Source organism: Pedobacter immunditicola, assembly GCF_037482985.1.
In the GTDB taxonomy this organism is placed as follows: domain Bacteria; phylum Bacteroidota; class Bacteroidia; order Sphingobacteriales; family Sphingobacteriaceae; genus Pedobacter; species Pedobacter immunditicola.
The window spans coordinates 183,275-206,416 of record NZ_JBBHKC010000004.1; the positions used below are offsets into that span (position 1 = coordinate 183,275).

The window sequence follows — 23,142 nt, forward strand, 5'->3', positions numbered from 1 at the left end:
GAGAGCATTCGAAATAAAAACAAAAGTATCCTAGTTCTGCAGTCGCTATTCCACTGCAGAACTAGGAGTAATAAATTATTAATTCAGTGTAGGATCGAAAGCCCCACCCCAATCTTTATTCTGTTCTAACTTTTTAGTCTTCCCTAATATAGATTGTGATATTGGAGCAAAGTAGTACTTGTCAGGTAAAACATTCACCTGTACACCCGTCCTTGGAATTTGCAAAACGACATATTTAAAATCGCTTTCTTTTAATTGATTGGCGGTAGCAAGGGTCTTCGCCTGGCTGATAGGCATTTCCGATCCATTTGGCAAAATCGCAATCGCTTCAATTCCATATTTAGGATTATTGTTTAATACACTAAACATTCTCCAGCGACGCAAATCATTGAACCTATGTCCTTCAAAACAGAATTCAACATTTCGCTCGTCCATAATTGCTTTTCTAATCTCCAGCCTGCTTGTTGCGGTAATCCCATACTTACCGTCTGCTCCTGGCGTTATGCCCGCACGCTGACGGATTTGTGTTAAGATATCCAAAGCTTCAGCTTGATGTCCGGCTTCATTTGCAGCTTCCGCATAATTCAACATCACTTCTGCAAATCGCATCAGTACATAATCCGTATCATATTGCTCCACTTGTTCCTGCTTTAAATCTAACCGTTGACTTTTTGTAATAAAAAGCCCTGTATAACGGTTTCCATTTTCAGATTTATCAGTAGAATTAGGATTGACCCCAAAATTATCTAAAGCTGGCGCTACACCAAGTCCGGTATACTGCCTGTAACCATCTACTTTTCCGGCAACAGGGAAGGCTTTCCCATTCCACAATATAGATTTATCAAACCTTGGATCTCTGTTTTCCCAATAGCTTTTCAAAAACTGTTCCTCTGTCTTATAGTAGGCGCCTGAAGGGTCATTATACAGCTTACCATCTTTCATTGGAAACGCCTTTATGAAATTCCAGGTGGGGGTAGCACTTGCGGGCCCCCTGCTTAATGAACCAGGACGCGTTCCATTGTCCCAATTTGCGATTTTATTCGGGAACTTATTGATCACAGAAAATACGACCTCAGAATTTTTCTCTGACAGTGCAATATTCGAATAATTATCTACCAACTTAAAGCCCTGTGCTTTTAATTCATTGTAGGCTAACTTATTGGTCTCATAGGCTTGGGCCCAGTAAATATTTTCCCATGGATTTGTGGGGTTAAACTGCGGCGAAGCTTTATATAACATAACTTTCGCTTTAAAAGCAAGGGCGAAATTGCCGTCAATTTTACCCCAGTTACCAGAGGATGGGGCGATCTTTTTTGGCAAGGCTGCAATTGCCTGATCCAAATCCTGCACTATAAAATCAAAGCATTCCTTGGTAGAATTTCTAGGTAGATCCAGGTCATCTTCATACCTATCCTGTGGAATTTTGATGTAAGGAACACCACCATAAGTACTGACCATGGCAAAATAAATATAAGCTCTTAAAAAGTAAGCCTGACCAAGAATGCCATTTTTCTCTTCGGGAGTTAAGGAACCAGTTTCTACATCGACCAAAGCTTGATTAATTAAACGAATCCGACCGTAATCCCAGTTACCCAGTCCGCCGTTTGTGATACTAACCGCATCGGGAAAGAAAGGAACACCGGCCAATTGGTCTGATCTAAAATCACTGCCGGCACTCCAGTTTCCAAAAACGGAATAGATATTTGCCATATAGGCATTTGCTAAGTTGGGATCATTCCAAACCTTTTCAGGGCTATAGCTATTTATATTTTCAACGTCTAATACCTTTTTACAGCTAGTTGAAAGGGCTATAACTAAAATATATAAGATTATTTTCTTCATGATATCTGATGATCTTTAAAATTTGATATTTAATCCAAGGGTAAATGTTTTCATTACCGGGAAGGAATCATAGTTGTCTTGCTCCGGATCTTGAAACTCTTTCATATCTGAAATGGTAAACAAATTGGTACCATTAAAGAACAATTGAGCACTGGAAAGCTTTACACTACTGAGCCATGTTTGCGGTAAATTATAGGCTAAGTTCACATTTCTCAACCTCAGGTAAGCTCCGTTTCTAATCCAGAAACTAGAATTATCCGTACCTGACTCCGCCCAGTTAGTGCCGGTTACACGAGGATATTTTCCATCCGGGTTTTCCGGTGTCCAAACATCCCCCGTCCAAATCGGATAATAGGCTCTGAAGCTGCCGCCATGTTGCCGCATGCCTCCACCCTCAAGGTTACTGATCATCCTGTCATAAGCACCAACTCCCTGAAAATGAGTATCTATAGTGAATCCTTTCCAAGTTACATTAAAACCTAATCCAAAATTGATACGTGGCTTGTTGTTATTACTTAACAACTGAACGTCATTGGCATCTACTTTCCCATCTGGTCCTGGCTTATAATTATCTCCTCTGATGTCTTCATAAATAATTGCCCCTAAGTATGGGTTACGACCATAGGTTTTATAACCACTGGCAATCAGCTGGTCCAACTCTGCCTGTGTACGGACAATACCCTTGGCCTTAAAACCAAACAGTCTGTTAGCAGGCTGTCCGATGGCAGATTGCCATTCCCGGTTACCTCCAGGTAAATAGTCTGCACCCTGGTCTAAAATATCCCACTGGTCTTTTGCATAGCCAACATTTCCGTAGATGGCGTATGAAACTTCTTTGCCCATGTTACTTTTCCAGTTTAAGGTCAGTTCAGAACCCCTGAAAGATCTTTGTGCATAATTTTCGGCAGCTAAAGTCTGTCCGTAAGAGTCGGGTAGGGTCACGGTACGGGGACCTAATATGTTTTTCATTTTGTTTTGGAAAACATCTATACTACCCGATAAACGGCGGTTCAGGATATCAAAATCAAGCCCGATGTTGGAATTCTCGATGGTCGCCCAGGTTACATTTGGGATAGGTGTAGCTCCTGGAGCAATGGTGGTATAAAGATTATCACCAAACATATAACTACCGGCATTCACATAAGTAGAAGTATAAGTAAAGGCTGGAAGAGGATTACTATTGATATCTAAAAGGTTGCCGGTTGTTCCATGAGAGATTCGAAATTTCAAATCGTCAACCCAATTCACCGAGTTTTTGAAAAAGCTTTCCTGTGATACTCTCCATGCTAAGGATACGGATGGAAAAAATCCCCATCTATTTTCTTCTGAAAAGAGTGTACTTCCATCATATCTGAAGGCAAAATCGACCAGGTAGCGGTTATCGAAATTATAATTAAACTTACCAACCCATGCCCGGCTCGCATCTAAGCCCTCGTAGCCACTTCCAGTTCTATTCGCTTCATCATTTGAATACACAAACATCTGATCAATGGAAGTCAGCGGAGAGGATGCTTTAGAGGTAACATTGTAGGCATGACGCGCTGTCTGCTCCCAAACGGCTAATGCGTTAATGCTGTGCTTGTTAAAAGTGCGGTTATAGGCTAAGTAGGCATTTAATTGGTACTTCCAGCCATTTTCTGTCTGGTACCTCAAAAACGGCAAGGCTTGACTAAAATTAAAGGTATTTGTGTTGTTCGGGTCAGGTGCTCCCGGGATAAATCGGTTTCCACCCGGATCAGCAGAAATAAAGGCATAGTTTTTTTGAAACGTCATGTACCATTTACGCAAGTAATCGTTGCTTTCGTAATTACCTACCATTTTTGCAGAAAGACCTTTAACAAATTGATCTAATTTGATGTCCATTGTTAAGATAGAATTCAGTTGTCTTCTGGTGGTCTGGATATAACGATCTCCCATCACCTGATCAATCACATTCCAGGCTTGCCAGCTTCCCATTGGGGTTTGTACTGGAAAATCTGTGACGTGATTTGCAGGGGTGCCATCTTTTTCCGTATAGAAAGGATATAATTTAGGCCAGTTAAAGGTAACCCGATAAAAATCACCGACGTTATAATCATCATCCCCAGTAAATGGCCAATAGAAACGATCGTGGTTTTGTTGTGCGCCCGAGATATTCAAGTTCAGGGAAATGGCCTCACTTAACTTGGCAGTGACATTTGAGCGCAGGTTGAACTTTCCATAATCTAAATTTTTATAAGAACCATTTTCACCGGTATAACTTGCCTGCGTGTAATAAGTAATCTTGTCACTACCGCCATTTACACTAAACAGATACTTTTGCGTCATTGGATTTTGCCAAATCCAATCGTTCACATTATAGTTTTTATCCTGAAAATAATCGAACTCCCTTTGCCCGTTTGGCAATGTATTCCCATTAAATTGAGCCACCCTGTTTTGATAAGTCAGTTCATCAGCCGCAGTTGTTAAATCTGCAAGTAAAGTTTGGGTTGGGCGTGCAGTGGTGAAAGAAGTTTGGAAATTAAAAACAGGCGCTTGATTCAACCCTTTTTTTGTCGTGACCACCACTACTCCGTTACCTGCCTGTGAGCCATATACTGAGGCAGTTGCAGCGTCCTTCAAGACTGTCATTTGATCAATCTCGTTCGCATCCAAAGCATCAAAATCAGCTTTGGTTTTTATAATTCCATCGATAACGATTAATGGTGAACCGAAGGACCCCCTGATTCTGATCGCTGATGAGGCTCCTGCTAAACCGGAAGTATTGGTTACGGTTACGCCCGCAGCCCGTCCAGCTAAGGCATTAGAAAGATTGGTGACTGGCACATTGTCGACCTTACTCATATTGACAGAGGAAACGGCACCCGTGATGTTCGCCTTATTCTGCGATCCATAACCCAGAACGACCACTTCTTCCAGGTCATTTTTAGCTTCCTTCAATACAATGAGAAGGTCATTTTTTGCGGGCACCACTTGTGTAAGGTAACCCATATAAGCGATCCTGATTGAATCACCGGTTTTTACATTTCTTAAGATAAACCGGCCGTCGGGGTTAGTTTGAGTACCATTTGATCCTCCCGTCACAGTTACTGTTGCTGCAGGGATAGGTTGTGATCCTTCATCAACTACCCTCCCCCTAATTTCCATTAAATCTGTTTGCTGAGCAAATGCAGTCCCTACTGTGGTTAGAAATAGAAACAGAATGGTGTGGAAACTTTTCTTGTAAAATAGAAGCATCGGTGTGAAATTTGCATGATGGCAAATTTTCGGTTTTGTTGTTGGTCTTTGTTTGTTCATAGTTAAGGAATTTGCAGTGTATGAGTGGTTGGTTGTTATATTCTAAAAGAACACTATTAGCAGGAAACAAACTGGGATAATTGGTTTGGCTGAGGAGATGTGATGACATTTATGGACTGCAAAACCATAAGGGGATAACCAATCTATCTAATTGTAGCTTAGCCGTTTTGAGTTTTAGTACGTTCGCTATTTTTGTTTTTGAAGCCTTCTCTGAAACTGTAAAAGTATTGTTTGATTCTTGGAACATTGACAAAGCGGATAAATTCTTAGTTATAAAAAGTATGCCTTAATTAATAATCACACCCAAGATAGTAACTGTGGGGGAAATTAAGAAAGTTTATTTCCTTATGAAAACGAAATTGAGCTGTGAATTAAATGGTGATCGCGAATTAACCAGGACATTGATTTGTAGTCGATGTATTATAATGATCAATGGTCTTCTGTAATTGCTGTTTCATTTGTTTCACCAAAATCCTCGGTCCTAATACTTTCATTTTGGAGCCAAATCCTAATAGCTCACGCTCCAATTCAAAATTCAGAACTACCCTAATACTAAATATTTTACCTATTTCATCTTCCCTTAACAACGTTTGAGTATGGTGTAAAGGCTTGGTAATTACATAAGGTGCATTGTCGTTATCTATCCAGAAAACAACCTCGCAGTCACGCTGACCGGGAGATTTTGTTACTCCTATTACGTCATTATAGTAAGTAGAAAGATCTAGTATGGTGTTTTCCCGGTAAGCTTCCTGATGATCCTCAATAGATTGAATTCGATCCAGTGCCAGATTATACAGCTTACCGCTTTTTTTATGCTGCACACCTAATACAAACCAACGATTCCGGTACTCTTTGAGTAAATAGGCACTAAAACAAAATGTATGAGCACCCCTTGCTTTAAATGATTGATAAGTTAAGCACAGTGTCTTCTTTGCCACTATCGCTTTTCGTATAACTTCAATGTACTCCAGCCCTTTCAAGTTATCATTCCTTTCAAAATCGATTATTGGAGCACTATGTGTCTTCTGTGAATAGATTTTGTCTTCCAGCTTACTCACCATTTCATTGAGGTCAGCAAAATGATTAAAGCCCTTAAATTGCTTCAATAAACCAGATACCTCAGTCAGCACCTGCATATCCTGCTGATTTAGCGGGCTGTTGGTGATGCTGTAATTTTTATCGCTATAGGTATAATATTTCTTGTCAACGACAACAATAGGCGCTTTATAACCCAGCTTATTGCTACGCATCATTTCCATGTCAGCCTGTACCGTTCTCTTGCTTACACCGGTATCGATACCCTGGTATTCATAGATTGCATCGCTGCAGGCGTCGATCAGAGCGTCGAGCGTCCATTTCTTATAGCGGTTTTGCAGGCATTGGTCTATGGTGCGGTAGCGGATGAGGGCATTTCTGTTGACAGGCATAGGGTCTGAAATAATTTTAATGAATTTATGAATTATTTTTACCTGCGCAAATACACTGCGCAGATGCTATATTTCTTTGTATCAATAAATAATAAACAGTCATGGAAAAAGATAAAATCAGTAATAACGAATTAAAGGCTTTAGGTATTAACGATGTGGAAATCCTGGTAAACTTTAGTCGCGTGGCCAATGGTTTGTTGAAACATAACGTAATTGGCAAATCTGAAATCCTCGCAAATTTAGAAGCACTGATCGACGATCCTATGCCTTATGCTTTAAAGAAAGGCGGCAAGTTTAAGAACCTGGCTGAGGACGTCATCGCCATGCGTAAGGAAGGTAAATTTGTAAAACAAGAACGCGGCAACTTTAAGCTGAAAGAAGAAATAGCCGAGTTTCCGGTATGGGGACTGGAGCATATCGAGGTGGGTGCCCTGGCACAAATGAGAACTGCGGTACAATTGCCTATCGCAATTGCGGGTGCCCTTATGCCTGATGCGCATCAAGGCTATGGCCTTCCTATCGGTGGGGTCCTGGCTACAACGGTGAATACAATTATTCCGTTTGCCGTTGGTGTAGATATTGCCTGTCGAATGTGCCTAAGCATTTTTGACTTGCCTGCGGAAGCTATCGATACTGAGGCTGACAAACTGAAAAATATTCTGGTTGACAATACCTATTTCGGTATGGGGTGTACCACAAAATCTTACTTTGACAGTTCGCTGTTTGACAGCAACACCTGGAATGAGACCAAGGTAATCCGCTCCTTGAAGGATAAGGCTTATGCGCAATTGGGTACAAGCGGCACCGGCAACCACTTTGTGGAATGGGGCGAGTTGACTATCGGCAAGGGTGCCTTAGACAGTGTCCCTGCTGGTAGATACTTAGCGTTGTTATCGCACTCCGGTTCACGTGGATTTGGGGGCTCTGTGGCTGACCACTATAGCAAAATTGCTATGGTTAAAACAAAACTTCCTGCCGAAGCCAAGCATTTGGCCTGGTTAGACCTGGATAAGGATGAAGGGCAGGAGTACTGGATAGCTATGAATCTTGCAGGGGAATATGCGAGTGCAAACCACCATGAGATCCACAATAAGATAGCCCGTGCTTTGGGGGTTAGTCCGATTACCCGGATAGAAAACCACCATAATTTTGCCTGGAAAGAAAAGCTAGCCGACGGCACGGAGGTAATGGTGCACCGTAAAGGTGCCACGCCGGCAGGTGATGGTGTTTTAGGGATCATCCCCGGTAGCATGAGTACGCCCGGCTATTTAGTGCGCGGAAAAGGTAACGCAACAAGCATTAATTCCGCCAGCCACGGTGCAGGTCGTTTAATGAGCAGAAGCGCGGCTTTTAAAACGCTGGACAAGAATTTAATTGCGGCCAATCTTGTTGAGAAACGAATTACCCTGATGGGCAGCGATATGGATGAAGCGCCGATGGCCTATAAAGACATCCATGCGGTAATGGCTGCACAAAATGACCTGGTTGAAGTTCTTGCGAAGTTTGAGCCGAGGATTGTGCGAATGGCTAATCCAAGAGAAAAGCCAGAAGATTAGCAAATAGTTTAAATTATTTACTGGGCGGATACCCTGCACAATTGCTTTCAACCTTTGTATTAACAAAAGAAAAAGGAGGTTCATTATGAAGTTCAACCTGTTAAGCAGAACAAAAAATCAAACGCTAAACCATGAAGGTGCTAAGGCATCAAAGTAAGCCATCCGTTCTGCAGGTAAAACTCAATAAACGCTGGCTGGGTGGGGATCAGCCTCAGCAAATATATAAAAACAGGCATGCAAAATAAGATGCCTGTTTTCAAAATTAATGATCCTTTCAACTAAGGTTTTCTTCCGCCAGCTGAATTTTAGGTAGTCCTATCGACTTCTCTACATTTACTTCGTAACAGAAGTTGTTTGCATACTGTCCTGCATTCGTATCAAGGAACTGCTGAACATCCTGTGCACTTTTGGCTTCCCAAAGACAGGTACCAGTTTTAGCATCCATGGCAGGATAAACGCCATGCAGTTTCAAATTTTCGGGTATATTTTTTGACACTTTTTCTGCAGCAGCCCAAAAACCTTCAGGATCGCTGATGTTGTGATGTGCAATAACTAACATTGTCTTTAAATTTTGAGGTTAAAATATATTGCCTAACATGGGTCAGAATAAATATAAGTTTTCAAAAAGCAAGCAAATTTGCGCGAATTAGTAGATATAAAATTACATCAAAGCAAAGGCTTTTCCAAATCTAACTTTGCATATTTTTTCAACCAAATCAAGCTTAAAGGAAGTCTCATGCCCCATTTATTGGGTTTTACCACTCATACAAACATTGAACATGACCGTGTTGACATTAATTTCAGTGATTTCGATGATGCGAATGAATTGTGACTGCTGTCGATATAGCAGACATAAAAAAAGCTCCAATTCAGGAGCTTTAATTTTAAAACGTATGTGGTTGATGTGGCTTTGGCAAAACTGCCTTTTAACACACCCAAACAACCTTGTTGGTGGTCCCGACGAGAATCGAACTCATATCTAAAGTTTAGGAAACTTCTATTCTATCCGTTGAACTACGGGACCATTTAACACATTCAGCTATCATTTAAAGTGTCTATTTATTGTCGGTTGTCGGATTGGTTGTCGCTTCCTTCAATTGGCACTTTAATAAAACAGCAATTAACCATGTTTAAAAATCGATTAATTAGTTGCTAAGTTATATGTTTATGGTGGCTTATAATAACCCTTCATCTGCAAAACTGTAAAACCTATGTCTAGATATGATGAGGTGATCCATTACTGGTATATCCAACAATTTCCCTCCTTCAACAATTCTTTTTGTAAGCTTTATGTCTTCATTGCTAGGTCTCATCTCTCCACTTGGATGATTGTGCGCAAGTATTATAGAACTTGCAGCAGCCTTTAACGCTGAAACAAATATAAGCTTAGGATCAGCCACTGTTCCAGCAACCCCACCTTGAGAGATAGTTACTAATCCTAAAACTCTATTGCTTCTGTTCATAAGAAGCACTTTAAACTCTTCTAACAGATCAATTCTGTTCAAGCTCCATTGCTGTAACAGGATGTCATAAGCACTAGCAGAAGAGTTAATTTTGGGTCTGTCTGCAATTTTGTAATCAGCTGAGTATTTAAGTTCAACTTCAGCAACTTTGAATAATGTCGTTTGTACCATAAGATTTTAGATTAATTATGGTAACCCAACCAAGCTTTCAGCTCAATCTAAGTAAAGAAAGCAAACGGAATAAATAGGTGGAGCGTAAATGCCTTTTGAGTTTTTATGCCGGAACTTCTTTAAACGTGTTGAGTTGACAAGCCTTAGCTTTGTGCAATAATTAACAAATCATATATGCTTCTCACCATGAGAACCGTATTGCCACAGTAAATTGTGTACTCTAAATACTTTCAATCCAAAGTTTTTTATCAAATTGCTGGTAACCCCAATTCCCTCAAAAATTCATTATGCCTATTTGTAGCCTCTATTATACGTTTATTAATTTCTAAAAGTTCTATATTGACCTCTCTCAAATTAATTTTTTGTTCTTCAAAAGAAGTATTAACATAACGTGAAATGTTTAGATTATATCCTTGTTTCTCAATTTCATCCATTGATACTCTTTTGGAATATCTTGGTACTTCATTTCTAAATTTATAAGTTTCTATAATTTTATCGAAATGTTTTTCGCTCAGTGTGTTTTGCCGTTTTCCTTTTTCAAAATGGTCACTAGCATTAATGAAAAGTACATCTTCATATCTTTTGCATCTTTTTAGAATTAAAATTGAAACAGGAATCCCTGTTGAATAAAACAGATTTGATGGTAACCCAATTACCGTATCAATGTGGTTATCTCTCAATAATTTGGTTCTGATTTTTTCTTCTGCTCCACCACGGAATAATACTCCATGAGGTAAAATGATTGCCATCGTGCCATTTTGACTCAGGAAATGAAAGCCGTGCAATAAAAATGCAAAGTCTGCGGCTGATTTTGGTGCTAAACCATAACTTTTGAAACGGAAATCTTCAGCCATCACTTCGTTGGGTTCCCAACGTAAACTAAAAGGTGGATTAGCGACAATGGCATCAAACTCTAACTTTTTTGAAGGATTCATTTCGTTTAACTCATCCCATTGGTTTAGTAATGTATCGCCGTGGAAAATCTCGAACTCGGTATCTTTCATGCCGTGCAAAAGCATATTCATACGTGCTAAGTTATAGGTCGTGATATTCTTTTCCTGGCCGTAAATCTTACCTACGTTCCCACCGTTTTCTTTGATGCGTTTTCTAACATTGAGCAACAACGATCCTGACCCACTTGCAAAATCCAATATTTTTTCTAGTCTCAGTTTTGGTCCTGTCGTTGGGTCTTGACTGTCTAGTGTTACTATTTCAGAAAGTATTGAAGATATTTGTTGTGGCGTATAAAATTCACCCGCTTTTTTACCAGAGCCTGCTGCAAACTGACCAATCAAATATTCATAGGCATCACCTAAAGTATCTGAATCGGTAGAAAAATCTTTTATACCTTCTGCAATTTTTTGAATGATAACACATAGTTTGTCATTCCTATCTTTATGTGTTTTTCCTAATTTTTCAGAGTTCAAATTTATTTCTGAAAACAATCCTTGGAAAGCACTCTCAAAAGACTCATTTTCTATATACTTGCAGCCTTCCTGTAGTGTTTCTAACAACTCATTGTTTTGGGTACGAGCCAATTCAGCAACACTATTCCAAAGATGAGATGGTTTGACGACATAATGCACTTTTCTGCGCATCTGTTTTTCAAAAGCTTCTATATCATTAGGATTTTCTTTGTACCAAATCTCTAAAGGTGTATTAACCTTTAATTTTGACATTACATCTTTTGGTGTATTATCAGGATAATCTTTTCCTAATTCTTTTTTTGCAGATTCTTCATAATTCGCAGATAAATACCTAAGAAAAAGAAACGATAGCATATAATCTCGAAAATCATCGGGATCCATTGCGCCACGTAAATTATCTGCTATATCCCAAAGGGTTTTACCTAATTGTTGTTGTTCTTTTTGTGTCATTCTTTCAATTATACTTTGAAATTGTATTTATTAATTAAACCATCAAAAACCTCATTGAACAATGTTTCTTCATTGTCTGACATTTCACTAAACTGATAACGATAAGATTGTTGATGTGATAATGAATTTATTTCATCTGCTTTTTTATCCACGTCATCTATACCAATGTCTATTAATATCCGTCCTATTTTTTTAGAACCGAGAAATGAATTTATATTTTCAAGCACTTGTCTTAGTAGTACCATATGATATTTGTAAAGCTGTACTTTTCTAGCTTCTTGAAGCGTTTGTAAAAGATGTAAGTGATATAGAAAAACATCGCTATTTGTTCCTTTAAAATTAAGGTCTCCTCCCTTATTTTTTAATATTACCAATTTAGTTAGATTTCCGACACCCCCTTTGCTTGCATCATTTTTTAACCAAGTTGCTAGTATTGAAAACAAACCAATATGATGAGTAGAAATTATTATTTTTTCTTTGTTTAAATAATTCATTTTTATCAATTCTAAAATAGACCTAGTCGTAATAAATATATTGTGATCATCTAAACTTGATACAGGATCATCTATAAGAATGTGTGCATTTTGTTGATCTGCCCAGCCATCAACTTCAAATAATGCTAAAAAGAAACACCACACGAAAATTCTTTCTTCCCCTCTTGATATTTTGATTGGAAGTTCATTTTCTTCATTTACAAAAAATGTTACAGATGCAATTCCATCTTCGAAATTTTTATGTTGATTAAGTTTGAATTTATATTTTGGAAAATATGGTTCTAATTTCTCTTTAATAATTTTATCGTTTTCGATAAGATTGCTATGGAATTGATTGAGAGTACTTGGCAATACAGTTAATTTTAAGCCAGCATTACTGTTTATTTCATCATTGTCCCATACAAATAAGTCTTCACTGTAAGCATTATAATATACCCCAGCGTGTTTTCCGTTGTTTTTTTTCTTGGTATAGTCTTTATACGCTACTGATAGTCTAGTTTTTCCTGTCGAATTTAGTGCGTAGATGAGAATGATATTTTCATCTATATTATTTAGTTCTTCTGCTAAATCCTTTACTGTAGCCATATTTAATTTGAAATATTAGGGAACAACCGTTGCATCAATCCTTTTTTGTGGAAATTTAATTGCTCGATTTTGTTTGATTGCTCTTTGATTAAATCATCTAAAGAGGAAAGAGTGTCGGCTATTTCTTGTTGTTCATTTAAAGAAGATGGATACCAAAATTTAGTTTTTTTTGCGTTTTGTATTGTATAGGTACCAACAGTTGATAATGATGTTTGAGCAATAATTTGCCCTTGTATATGATTTGATTGAAAACAGAACTTAAAATAACTTGAGCATAATTTTTTTTTAATTTTAAACCAAAGTACGTTTCCATCCTTGAAATAAAATCTATCATTTTTTTTTACTTGATAAGAAATTCCAAGTGTACCAACACCACTAATCAAAAAATCACCTTCTGTTGGTATTCCATAATTTTTTGATAATTCAGAAAAAAGTTTTTCAGAAATAAAAATTTCACTTCCGAATGGCGCATTTTTGCTTAAAGAAACTAACTCTCTTGTACGGTAAAAAGGAACTCCTTCACTTGTCCAATTTTCTTGTAATACTCTTTTACTTGAGCCAACATCAAAAAAATCTTCTATTAATTTCTCTTCCCATTCCCCATCTTTCTCAAATTTTTTAAACCTTAATTTTGGTACTTTTTTGTCTTCTTGTGGAAAAAGGTTTTGCATCAATCCTTTTTTGTGGCTTTTTAAAGATTCTAATTTTTTACTATAAGCACTTAATAATTCATTTAATGATGAAAAGCAATCGGCAATTTTTTTTTGTTCTTTTTGCTCTCTATCTGGAGGCAGTAAAATTTTTGTTTTACGTAGCTCATCCATATTAATTTTACAAGGTGTTGCATTAAGCAAAGACTTACTTTTTATTTCTTTCTGATAAAAATCAGACTGAATAAATGAATACAAATAATATGAATTAAACTGTTTAGATTTTTTAATAACAGCTAATGTAACATAAATACTAAACTCGTAATCCCAATCTATAATTTTAGGAAATCCAATATTTCCAATTCTGGTAATCAATAAATCAAATTTTTCAGGTTTATTTTTATTTGTAGCTATTATGTGGTCTTCTTCAGATATGAATTTATTTTTATTACCACTAATTAAATTTTCAACACTAAAAAAAGGGATTCCGTTTTCAGTGTATTTAGGTGTTTGATGAGTTCCATCAAATATTGAAGACGTAATTTCATTTAGTGTTTTCTGTTGCCATTCTCCCTGATTCACAAACTCAGGAAAGCGCAATTCAGGAACCAATTTGTTTATATCATTATTCATAAGCCGTCAATCCAGATATTTCTCGCCCTTGGGCTTGTTTTTTTAACAATGGTATCAATTCATTCATAAAAGCTTGTTCTTTTAAACTGCGTTCTTTCCAGTTAAGGTCTAAAGGATCTAACAAATCAGTAAGTTTTTCACCATCAAAGATCAATCGGCTCATTATGTTGGCGACAAATCCTTTTACATCGACAGTTTGCAAGCCGTGAGCAATCGCTATATCTGTTAATACTTTATCATTTTCATTTTCTTTAAAATCTTGGTAACCGTTGCGAAGTTTAACTATATCTTGTCCTTTGTTCCAATCTAAACTATTGATATAATTTGTTAAGTCTTCTTGTTCTTCCATCAAATTGGCTGTAGCACTAAGCAAACGAATAATCTCATCTTTACTCATTTTTTGTTTAGATGGTTTCATCTGTAAGTTGTCTGCCACTAAGTTCATGATGTAATCATAATCAATCACTGCAGAAGCAAACAAAACTAATTCAAAATCCAGTTGCTGAATATTTTCAGGAGCGTTATTGCCTTCTTTATCCTGAATAGCTTTAAACTGTTTAGCAGTTTCTAAATAAGAACTTCTAAAAGATAGTAAACGATCGATCGGCAAAATGCTGTCAATGACTTCTTTTTGCGATTCATTCAAATCGGTGTATTGATCTAATTCCGTCTTCAGCCGTTGTACTTCTTTGAAATTTTTAACGAAAGTAATTTTAGCACCGTCTCCTCTCAGGTTATATACTTCTGAGGGATCATTTAATAGCTTGTTATCTTCCATAAAAATGCCCAAAGCTTCTACGGCTTTTTTGTATTTTTCAATAACTACTGGAGCAGGATCTACCATCCAAATTTTAATAGCTTTATCTTCTGAATTTTCCCCTGAAAATAAAGCAATCGCTTGGTTTACCTGTTCCTGTTGTGAATGGAAATCTAAAATATTTCCATAAGGTTTGGTGTCATTTAACACACGGTTGGTACGAGAGAATGCCTGAATTAATCCGTGGTATTTCAGTTTTTTATCCACATACAAAGTATTCAAGAACTTAGAATCAAAACCTGTAAGTAACATATCTACTACAATGGTAATGTCTATCTTATTCGTATGCGAATAATCTTTGTTACTGTATTTTTGGTCCTTTATCCGGGCTTGCACGTTTTGATAAAATCCATCAAATTCGTTAATATTGTGATTGGTATCAAATTGTTTATTGTAGTCCTCAATAATTTCAATTAATGCCATTTTCTTTTCTTCAGGATTTGATTGATTATCAAATTTTTCTTGTTGTAAATCTTCCTGTAATTGCTTGATGTCTTCGGCATTTTTTTTCTCGCCCTCTTTTGACATTAATTGAGTTGGTGGAGAAAAAACACAAGCTATATTCAAAGGAACATAATCTTCGTCAAACTGTTTCTTTTTCTGTTGGGCGAGTTTAAACAAGCGATAATATTCAATGGCATCGTTAATTGAAGCTGTTGCAAAAATCGCATTGAATTTCCTATGATTCGTTGCTGAATCGTGTTTTTCTATAATAGCATCAACAACCGCTTGCTGTGATATTGCTTCGCCAGCCTTCGGATTTAGCTCTCCTTTACCTTTGTAATAATCTATATGAAAACGGAGTACGTTTTTATCTTCAATAGCATGAGTGATTGTGTAAGCATGTAACTCTTTTTCAAAAATGGATTCTGTGGTCTTGAAAGAAGCCTCTTCGCCTTCCCGAATTGTATAATTTGAATTGTCAGGAAAAATGGGAGTGCCTGTAAATCCAAATAGTTGTGCTTTCGGGAAGAATTCCTTAATAGCTTTATGATTTTCACCAAATTGAGAACGATGACATTCATCAAATATAATAGCCATTCTGCTATTACTTAAATGCTTTAATCTATCTTTGTACTTTTTGGTATCATCAAGAGCTAAACCTAGTTTTTGAATAGTGGTAACAATAACTTTATCTGAGTAATCGGAAGACAGTAACCGTCTAACTAAACTTTCAGTGTTGGTATTTTCTTCAACACTACCATCTTGAAATTTATTGAATTCTTCTCGTGTTTGTCTGTCTAAGTCTTTTCTGTCAACAACAAACAAACACTTTTCAATTTCAGTATTTTCTTTTAATAAAGTAGATGCTTTAAATGAAGTTAAGGTTTTCCCACTTCCAGTTGTATGCCAAATGTACCCGTTGCCTCGATTTTGTTTGATACAATCTACTATTGCTTTTACAGCATAGATTTGATATGGTCGCATTACCAAAAGCTTATGCTCACTTTCCACCAGGACCATATACTTGCTTATCATTTCGCCTAAAGTGCATTTAGATAAAAACTTATCTGCGAATAAATCTAAATGTGTGATTTTTTTATTGTTTTCGTCAGCCAATTGATAAACTGGTAAAAACTGTTCATCTGCATTGAATTGAAAATGCTGAAGTCTGTTATTTGCAAAGTAGTAGGTGTTCGATTGATTACTTACAATAAACAATTGCATAAAACACATCAATGAATTGGTATAACCATTTCCTGCGTCGTTTTTATAATCAACAATTTGTTGCATCGCTTGCCTAGGAGATATACTGATACCTTTTAATTCAATCTGAACAATAGGCAAACCATTAATTAGAATAATTACATCATAACGGTGATTGCTATTTTCTGTATTTATTCTTACCTGATTGATAATTTCATAATCGTTTTTGCACCAATCTTTAATGTTTACCAATGAGTAATGTAATGCCGTTCCGTCTTCTCGCTGAAAATAATTCTTTTCACGAAGTGTTTTTGAGGCTGAAAAAACGTCCTGTGTGATTATCTCATCACGTAATCTTGCAAATTCAGCATTGCTCAAACGGACACGATTAAGTGCTTCAAATTTCTCACGAAAGTTTTGCTCAAGAGAAAACCGGTCCTTTATCTCAGGACGATTTGTGTATTTCAGATCGCTAAGCTTGTTTAGCAAACTTTGTTCAATGTGGCTTTCTTTAGTCATGAAGTACTTCAGTTCTTTAATAACAAAGTTAGATTTATTTACCCATTACGAACGATTATAAGCGAATTGTATTTGTATTAATATAATAATTACTAAAGCATTATTGTCGCTGGACAGCTTATTGTTTGATTAGCAACATATAAGGGCGTTGTTAAACATGAGATATTCTGCTCAGCCGCCTGTGAGCTGAGCGAGGAACTCTAAGTAGAAGTGCCATAGCATTACTTTAAGAATGTTTTCCATGAGGAGCTAAAGTGTGATAAAGGATCAGCCAGGATGACCAATCCTAGCTGAATTATATTGCCTCAACATCAAGAATACTTTTTAATAGTAATCATGTTACTAAAATATCAACATAGCTGGGGTGTTGAATGAAAGAATTAAAATGCATACAGCATATGAGAAGCTTTTGGTTGATGACTGTGTTAATTCTTACCAAAGCCAGTTATTAAGTATGTTTTATTCACAAACCAAAATAGGAGAAGCATTTATTGCAATAGTATTAGATTATAAGCAATAAATTTAGATACATATATGTCAGTGATGATTTTAGGCGTGCCTATTTGGGTTGGTAGCAGTGCTTACTTAACTCTTATTTCACTATAATTAAAAGTATACATTGAAGAAATTGATCTGTAGTATAGATTTCTTATAAACAAGCACCAATGACCTCTATCGATTATCGCTGGTAGGGGTTACGTCATATGACATGTGAATTGACGTAACTTCCACAGCAATGCTTCTATTATGAGTAATATAAACGTATAGCTCACCTGACCTTGCGATATTGAGGTGAAAAGGTAAGCAGGGGTAATCCGAAGGATGGCTGCTTACAATGTCCCTACACAAGGCTTGGCGTCTATATTTGTATCAAATATGATGAAAAGCCGCAGTTTTCACCGATCGCGAGGTGAGCACATAAAAAAGCTAGCTGTACCATTTAAAATTGAATTTAGCGAAGCGAATGATATTTTAAAGCGTCGGGAAGCTAGCAATGGAGCAATGACGTTTGCGGAAAGCATTAATGTATGACAGATATAGTTTAGGTGAGTGAAGCCAGGATGAATAATCCTAGCTGAATGAAGCATATCTGGGATTCTTAATGCAACGCTTACGAATAGCAGAATACCTTATTTCCTAAGACTTGCTTTGTTCAACCACAAGCCTATTGATAGAACGAACTTTTGCACTGACCTATGTAAGTGACTCCTCACTTGAGTATACTACTGAATAAAGACTAAAGCCTGCCATTCTCCTCTTAAGCCGCAGTTGGGGAGATGGCAGGACTTTTAGGATGCCGATCGTAAAGTACTTAAATAAAAAGGTGAAATGCTCTAGATAACTATAAATCCGATTTTTGAAGTGTGAGCCGTTTTTTCATTGGCAAACTTATGTATAGTGTTATCTAAACTTGGCTATTAATTTTCGTTTTGCATATAAATTTGTAACCTGTCATTTCAGTCATTTCCCTCATAAATGCATTTAAGTTCGCCACAACCATATACAATGACACTGATGTGCCGGCCCACTTTATGGTTTTAACTGAAGTATTATGAGTATTGCAAAGCTGGTGGAATTGTCCAATTAGACTATCTAATTTTTCTAGTTCTGCCTTTGTATGATAACTTTGTGTACCAGCACTTCTTTCTAAAAGATCTAGTAATGTATTAATGCTTTGGAAAATTGTAGCTGCAGATTGGTCAAGTAACTGTTGTGATGGATTTGAGAAAAAAGACATGTGTGCTTTAATTAATTTGTTTGAATTATAAAATGTTGGTGCTAAGAAAAAATTACCTCTAAAATATATGAGTGTTAATTTTCCTACTGAACAGACTGATAAGCAAGTTGCTCTATTTTATCTAGCAGTTTTTTGTATTGGATAGCAATGTTGTCTTTTTCTTTCAACTCCGCTTTGAATCCCTCCAACGTTAAAGCTAGTCTAGAGTTTTTCAATTTTTCCACATAATAATGTAAGTAAAGTTTAGCTTCCCCAATCGTCTGACAGTTCTGTTCTATTTCTAAGAAGCAGTCCCAGACTTGTTGGACAGTTTGTAAATCATACGAATCCAAAACAAAAGACTCGGCCATATTAGTTTTAAGTGCTATAGTAAATATAGGCCTTGGTGTGTCACCATCACCACAGGGAACAAACTTCATATCAAATAAGCACCATTTATCTAAGGCAATTTTATCTATTTGCTCTCTGTCTTTATTAAATATCGCAAAAACCTCATATTGTGTTTTCCAACCATAACTTAGAAAAACAGAACGAATAGCACATATGGACCAGCAGTTGTTCACATTTGAAGCCATTGTAAACATGTTGTAGTCGCTTACATTGTTTTCGGAATCAATTGTATATAATACTCCGTAAGCATTGCGATTACCTTCGCTCAACTTTAACAAAGTTTGAGTTCTTGCAGATTCAAAAAGTCCAGTAATAGTTTCTATAAAAGGCATTTTATTTATTTTAGATGAGTTAATTATTTGATTAAAAAGTGAGAGCTAAATGATTCTGTTTTTTTCTTTATTTAAATTGAAGTCGACGTGTTGATACATGCTTTTTCATAATTGTTAGCTATGAATAGATTAATTGATAAAGAATTTGATTAAATAAAGAGAACATCAGCCAATCTGAACTCGCGTTCAAACTAAATGTTTCTAATGGATTCATAGGACAAGTTGAGAGTGTTAGGTCACAATCTAAGTATAATTTAGATCACATTAACAAACTGGCAACTATTTTTCATTGTTCTCCTAAAGATTTCCTCCCAGATAAGCCAATAAATGAATAAAGACCTATTAGGCCTTCATTCATTTACTAGTATTCTAAGAAGGAACTTTATCCTCAGCAGTAATAAATACATGGTCTTTCTGTCCATTCAGGATTCTGCTAATAAAGAATGGCTGTGTATCTGTAGCCTGATGATCTATTCTCACTGAGTTTTCAATATTAATTTGACATACTTCTAAAGATGTACACTTCATTACGATTCTGAGCATCTTATTAAATAGTTTGTCACCAAATCGCGTGAGGGCTTCTTCGTCGTAAGAAATGTAAATCATCAGGTAATTATGTCTGTTTCTAGTAAGGGTAACGTTCCAGAAGTAACAAATCCATTCATTAATAAGGTTGGTCTCCTTGCCGGACTTTGTGTGATCAATCATTGCTGATGTACGATACTTTAAGGATTCAAAAGCTGTTAATAGCTCTTTACACTGCATTACAATGTTGAAATATGCTGATTCAACATTTTCATTTCTTAGTTCAAGATTTTGGATTAGCGTAATTTCTTCGCTTGGTAAAATAACTGTCATGGGTTGCTTTTTAAGTGGTTTAACATTCTGTTTTTTGGACATGGTTTTACTATTCTCTGGTTCTCAGAGGTTGTTTTAAAGAGGTTTACTGCGTTACTAAAAAGAGTTTTGGGTAATAGGTGGGAAAAGACTAATCATGCTTTTAGACATCCTTATTTTTGGTAAGGGAAATCGTCGTGCATGTTTAGTGTTAAGGGAACTGTAATTGCTGGGAAAAGGAATTTTGAAAAGTCCTTGAATAAAGTCAATTTGTTATTAGTGTCCTGTTCGGTTCTCAGGAGAATTTTCCTTTACCCAAATCACTTACACTAAGACCAGGTCAGGGGGAATGAAATGAATATACTCTCTCCTCAATTGTCACTCAGGAGAATTTAATTTTCAGGCAAAAAAATATAAAAAAATAAAAAAGGTTCCTTTGTTTTCAAAGGAACCTTGGACAGTAATTTTTCAGGGGTTAGACCCTAAATTTTAGTGGTCATCTTTTAAACTTAGATGAGATAATTTTATACCCTTTCTTATTGTCAACAGTTGTTCTTGGCCCTAACTCAAAATACTCGTTAAGCAATTGAATTTCAGCTTTTAAATTTAGACCATGCTTTTCAATAATCCTCTTTAAGATCTTTTTAATCGTAGCACTCGTTCCTTTATAGCCGTCAGGAAATGCTATTTGTAAAGACCTGATGAAACCAAAGTCAGATTTACCCATATCATTTTTCTTTTGTTTAATAGCTTCATTAATTTGTCTTTTGGAGTAAGAGTTTTTAGCAAGCTCTTCTGCGCCCAGAATATAATAGCCTTCCGCAATCTCTGGGAAGATTTGTCTTATTTGTTCAATTACTTCTTTGCTATTATCAATTGTGTACATTCCATCACTGAGTTCCAATTTTTGTAAAGCGTTAATGATGGAAGTCGTAAGTTCCTTGATCGATGACTCTGATGTGCCTTTAGGCTCTTCTAAATCTGAGTATCGGTAAGTCTCAGTTTTTACAGTTGGCGTGAAGTGATCAGAAGAATATGCTTCTAATAACAGGTCAGCATCCTGAAATAACATTTTTACCCTTTCTTCATAAATGAAGTTGTCGACCATAAAGTGATTTTTACTTCCATCAGCGTTTACAAACGATGCATACTTTACTAATTCTAATGCTTCATTCAGCGTTTCTATTGAACCTTCCTTTTCAGCAGCATCCCTCAATGACTTTATTACATTATAGCTTTCTTCACATCCTTCAAGGTAGCTGACCGCTTCATCTGGGGTTTTCGCATTAAGTGTTGAATCCATATTTGTAATAAATTTAATGCTTTCAACCCCCTTTCTAAACCTGCCCACAATTTGAACGGCATCGCTGTTTGGATCTATCATTGTATGATGGGCAACATTTAAGTTCGTTACCATTACTACTGAGGGCTTCACATCCATAATAATGTCAACAGCTGCATTAAAACGGCTAGTAAAGAAATTAAACTTTGCAAATTCTGTAGTCAAATTTTCGTGGGCACGTTTTATCCCTAATGCGTTCAGCTCAGTTGCTTTCTTTTTTGAACAGTAAATATTTGATTCATCACCGATGTTTAGTTCCTTGATTATCCTTGAAATCCCTTGAATCGAATTAAAGAAAATACAATAACATTCGCTTCCGTTATTCATTAACGTGCTCTTTAAACTCATGGAGACATTGTTAGAGATAATGATATCAATCGCCTTCTTATAATTGAATGTGGGCTTTATAACCACATGTTCAAAGCCGTAACTTTCAAATCTTGGATCTGAGGGAATTACCGCAGTAGCAGATATGAATGCTTTATGCTTAAAAGAGAAAAAATCTTGCATAGGAAGTATTATGCTTTCTCTATAACCAACGTCCTTCATTGTGCGGTCACACTCATCAAAAAGCAGAAAGAAATCTTCAAATAAATTAATGTTTAAGTTCTCTGCCGCCTGTTTTACTTTATAAAATGATTCAGGCGTAACTAGAATCTTCTTAAACTCGTACTTGTCGTTACTTAGGTAGTCCATTATTTGTGATACATCAACTCCCTCGTATACCCCAAAAATGCCTTTGGTTTTCTTACCCTTAATAACTGGTACGTTTGGCTGTAATAGGATCGAATTACGTTTGCACTTAAGCTCATTTGTAGTAGCACCGATGTTAGGTAATTCTTTTAAGATAATGGCATTTGACGGTAGATTAATTAGAATCTTATCCAAATATTGGCCTTTGTTTATATTTATTGGTGTTATTTTCATTTGTTAAAATTTTGGCATTACGAAGCCATGCGGCCTGATTTGCCGTTAAATTGATATAAGTTAAATTGTGAATTAAGGGAGAGCGAATGACTCTCCCTTTAAAAATTATTAAGCAACGCGAATTGCTTCTGTGTATAGCCCCTCAAGTGTAAGGGTAACATTATAAAGGTTATATAAATAACCCTGCATCAAGCGGTCCAACCCAGGAAAGCTTGAAACCTTAAATTCAGTTGCACCATTTTTTCCATAGATCTTTAGCCAGTAATACTCCTGACCCTTTTTGTCAGTCTGTGCGAATGATGATGTATTAATTTTACGATTATCATTCATTACATCTAGAAATGTTTTAAAGGCCTGTAATTCAATTTTACTTACCCGTTGTAATAGTTCTTTGAATTGCTCCTTAGTCATTATTCCTTCTGGTTTGTTGTCCAGAAAAAATGATTCATCATCCAAGATGGTTTTATTGTCTGTAATCTGTTTTTGGATTTCGCTTTTTGACTTTTCTTGTTCAGCTAGTATAAAGTCGATGATGTCAGCTGTTTTGTTGTTACTTGTCATTTTTTTAAAAGTTGTGGCTTATAGCCGATTAAATTAGATAACTAACCGTTAGGGGTAT

Annotated in this window: 16 protein-coding genes and 1 tRNA gene; 2 read left to right on the plus strand and 15 right to left on the minus strand. The window is 36.4% G+C overall.

The window, feature by feature from the left end; all coding sequences use genetic code 11:
• Positions 1-78: 78 nt before the first annotated feature.
• From WG905_RS08250 to WG905_RS08260, 3 genes are all read right to left on the minus strand, one after another.
• A complete protein-coding gene (locus tag WG905_RS08250) occupies positions 79-1,842 on the minus strand; it encodes a RagB/SusD family nutrient uptake outer membrane protein (RefSeq protein ID WP_339591243.1) in 1,764 nt (587 codons plus the stop codon).
• A 15-nt stretch (positions 1,843-1,857) separates the two neighbouring features.
• Positions 1,858-5,118, minus strand: coding sequence for a SusC/RagA family TonB-linked outer membrane protein (locus WG905_RS08255; RefSeq protein ID WP_339591244.1), 3,261 nt, complete (start codon positions 5,116-5,118; stop codon positions 1,858-1,860).
• Positions 5,119-5,507: 389 nt separating this feature from the next.
• Positions 5,508-6,545, minus strand: coding sequence for a helix-turn-helix transcriptional regulator (locus tag WG905_RS08260; RefSeq protein WP_339591245.1), 1,038 nt, complete (start codon positions 6,543-6,545; stop codon positions 5,508-5,510).
• A gap of 101 nt (positions 6,546-6,646) precedes the next feature.
• On the opposite strand from WG905_RS08260, the gene WG905_RS08265 reads away from it, so the two are divergent.
• Positions 6,647-8,101, plus strand: coding sequence for an RtcB family protein (locus tag WG905_RS08265; RefSeq protein WP_339591246.1), 1,455 nt, complete (start codon positions 6,647-6,649; stop codon positions 8,099-8,101).
• Positions 8,102-8,375: 274 nt separating this feature from the next.
• On the opposite strand, the gene WG905_RS08270 is transcribed toward WG905_RS08265, so the two are convergent.
• The 9 genes from WG905_RS08270 to WG905_RS08310 all read right to left on the minus strand — a co-directional run bounded on the left by WG905_RS08270 (position 8,376) and on the right by WG905_RS08310 (position 19,417).
• The gene (locus WG905_RS08270; protein ID WP_339591247.1) at positions 8,376-8,660 is read right to left on the minus strand and encodes a hypothetical protein; all 285 of its coding nucleotides are present in this window, start codon (positions 8,658-8,660) and stop codon (positions 8,376-8,378) included.
• 390 nt (positions 8,661-9,050) lie between these two features.
• Positions 9,051-9,125 (minus strand) — tRNA-Arg (locus WG905_RS08275).
• Positions 9,126-9,276: 151 nt separating this feature from the next.
• Positions 9,277-9,735: a JAB domain-containing protein gene (locus WG905_RS08280; RefSeq protein ID WP_339591248.1), complete on the minus strand. Its 459-nt coding sequence runs from the start codon at positions 9,733-9,735 to the stop codon at positions 9,277-9,279.
• 248 nt (positions 9,736-9,983) lie between these two features.
• Entirely contained in the window at positions 9,984-11,612 is a 1,629-nt protein-coding gene (locus WG905_RS08285; RefSeq protein WP_339591249.1) for a type I restriction-modification system subunit M, read from the minus strand.
• A gap of 8 nt (positions 11,613-11,620) precedes the next feature.
• Positions 11,621-12,691, minus strand: coding sequence for an AAA family ATPase (locus WG905_RS08290; protein ID WP_339591250.1), 1,071 nt, complete (start codon positions 12,689-12,691; stop codon positions 11,621-11,623).
• 2 nt (positions 12,692-12,693) lie between these two features.
• Positions 12,694-13,974 (minus strand): restriction endonuclease subunit S, encoded by a 1,281-nt coding sequence (locus tag WG905_RS08295; protein WP_339591251.1) that lies wholly within the window; start codon positions 13,972-13,974, stop codon positions 12,694-12,696.
• On the minus strand, positions 13,967-16,957 hold the full coding sequence (locus tag WG905_RS08300; protein ID WP_339591252.1) for a type I restriction endonuclease subunit R: 2,991 nt from the start codon (positions 16,955-16,957) through the stop codon (positions 13,967-13,969). Before WG905_RS08300 ends, WG905_RS08295 begins: the two co-directional genes overlap by 8 nt.
• Before the next feature lie 1,405 nt (positions 16,958-18,362).
• Positions 18,363-18,695, minus strand: coding sequence for a hypothetical protein (locus tag WG905_RS08305; protein ID WP_339591253.1), 333 nt, complete (start codon positions 18,693-18,695; stop codon positions 18,363-18,365).
• Between the two features lie 83 nt (positions 18,696-18,778).
• Positions 18,779-19,417 carry a hypothetical protein gene (locus WG905_RS08310; RefSeq protein ID WP_339591254.1) on the minus strand — a complete coding sequence of 213 codons (639 nt, stop codon included), beginning with the start codon at positions 19,415-19,417 and terminating at the stop codon, positions 18,779-18,781.
• A gap of 164 nt (positions 19,418-19,581) precedes the next feature.
• On the opposite strand from WG905_RS08310, the gene WG905_RS08315 reads away from it, so the two are divergent.
• Positions 19,582-19,752 carry a helix-turn-helix domain-containing protein gene (locus WG905_RS08315; protein ID WP_339591466.1) on the plus strand — a complete coding sequence of 57 codons (171 nt, stop codon included), beginning with the start codon at positions 19,582-19,584 and terminating at the stop codon, positions 19,750-19,752.
• 34 nt (positions 19,753-19,786) lie between these two features.
• On the opposite strand, the gene WG905_RS08320 is transcribed toward WG905_RS08315, so the two are convergent.
• The 3 genes from WG905_RS08320 to WG905_RS08330 all read right to left on the minus strand — a co-directional run bounded on the left by WG905_RS08320 (position 19,787) and on the right by WG905_RS08330 (position 23,084).
• Positions 19,787-20,317, minus strand: a complete 531-nt coding sequence (locus tag WG905_RS08320; protein WP_339591255.1) for a hypothetical protein — start codon at positions 20,315-20,317, stop codon at positions 19,787-19,789.
• Between the two features lie 433 nt (positions 20,318-20,750).
• On the minus strand, positions 20,751-22,523 hold the full coding sequence (locus WG905_RS08325; RefSeq protein WP_339591256.1) for a hypothetical protein: 1,773 nt from the start codon (positions 22,521-22,523) through the stop codon (positions 20,751-20,753).
• Between the two features lie 108 nt (positions 22,524-22,631).
• Positions 22,632-23,084, minus strand: a complete 453-nt coding sequence (locus tag WG905_RS08330; protein ID WP_339591257.1) for a hypothetical protein — start codon at positions 23,082-23,084, stop codon at positions 22,632-22,634.
• Between the last annotated feature and the right edge of the window lie 58 nt (positions 23,085-23,142).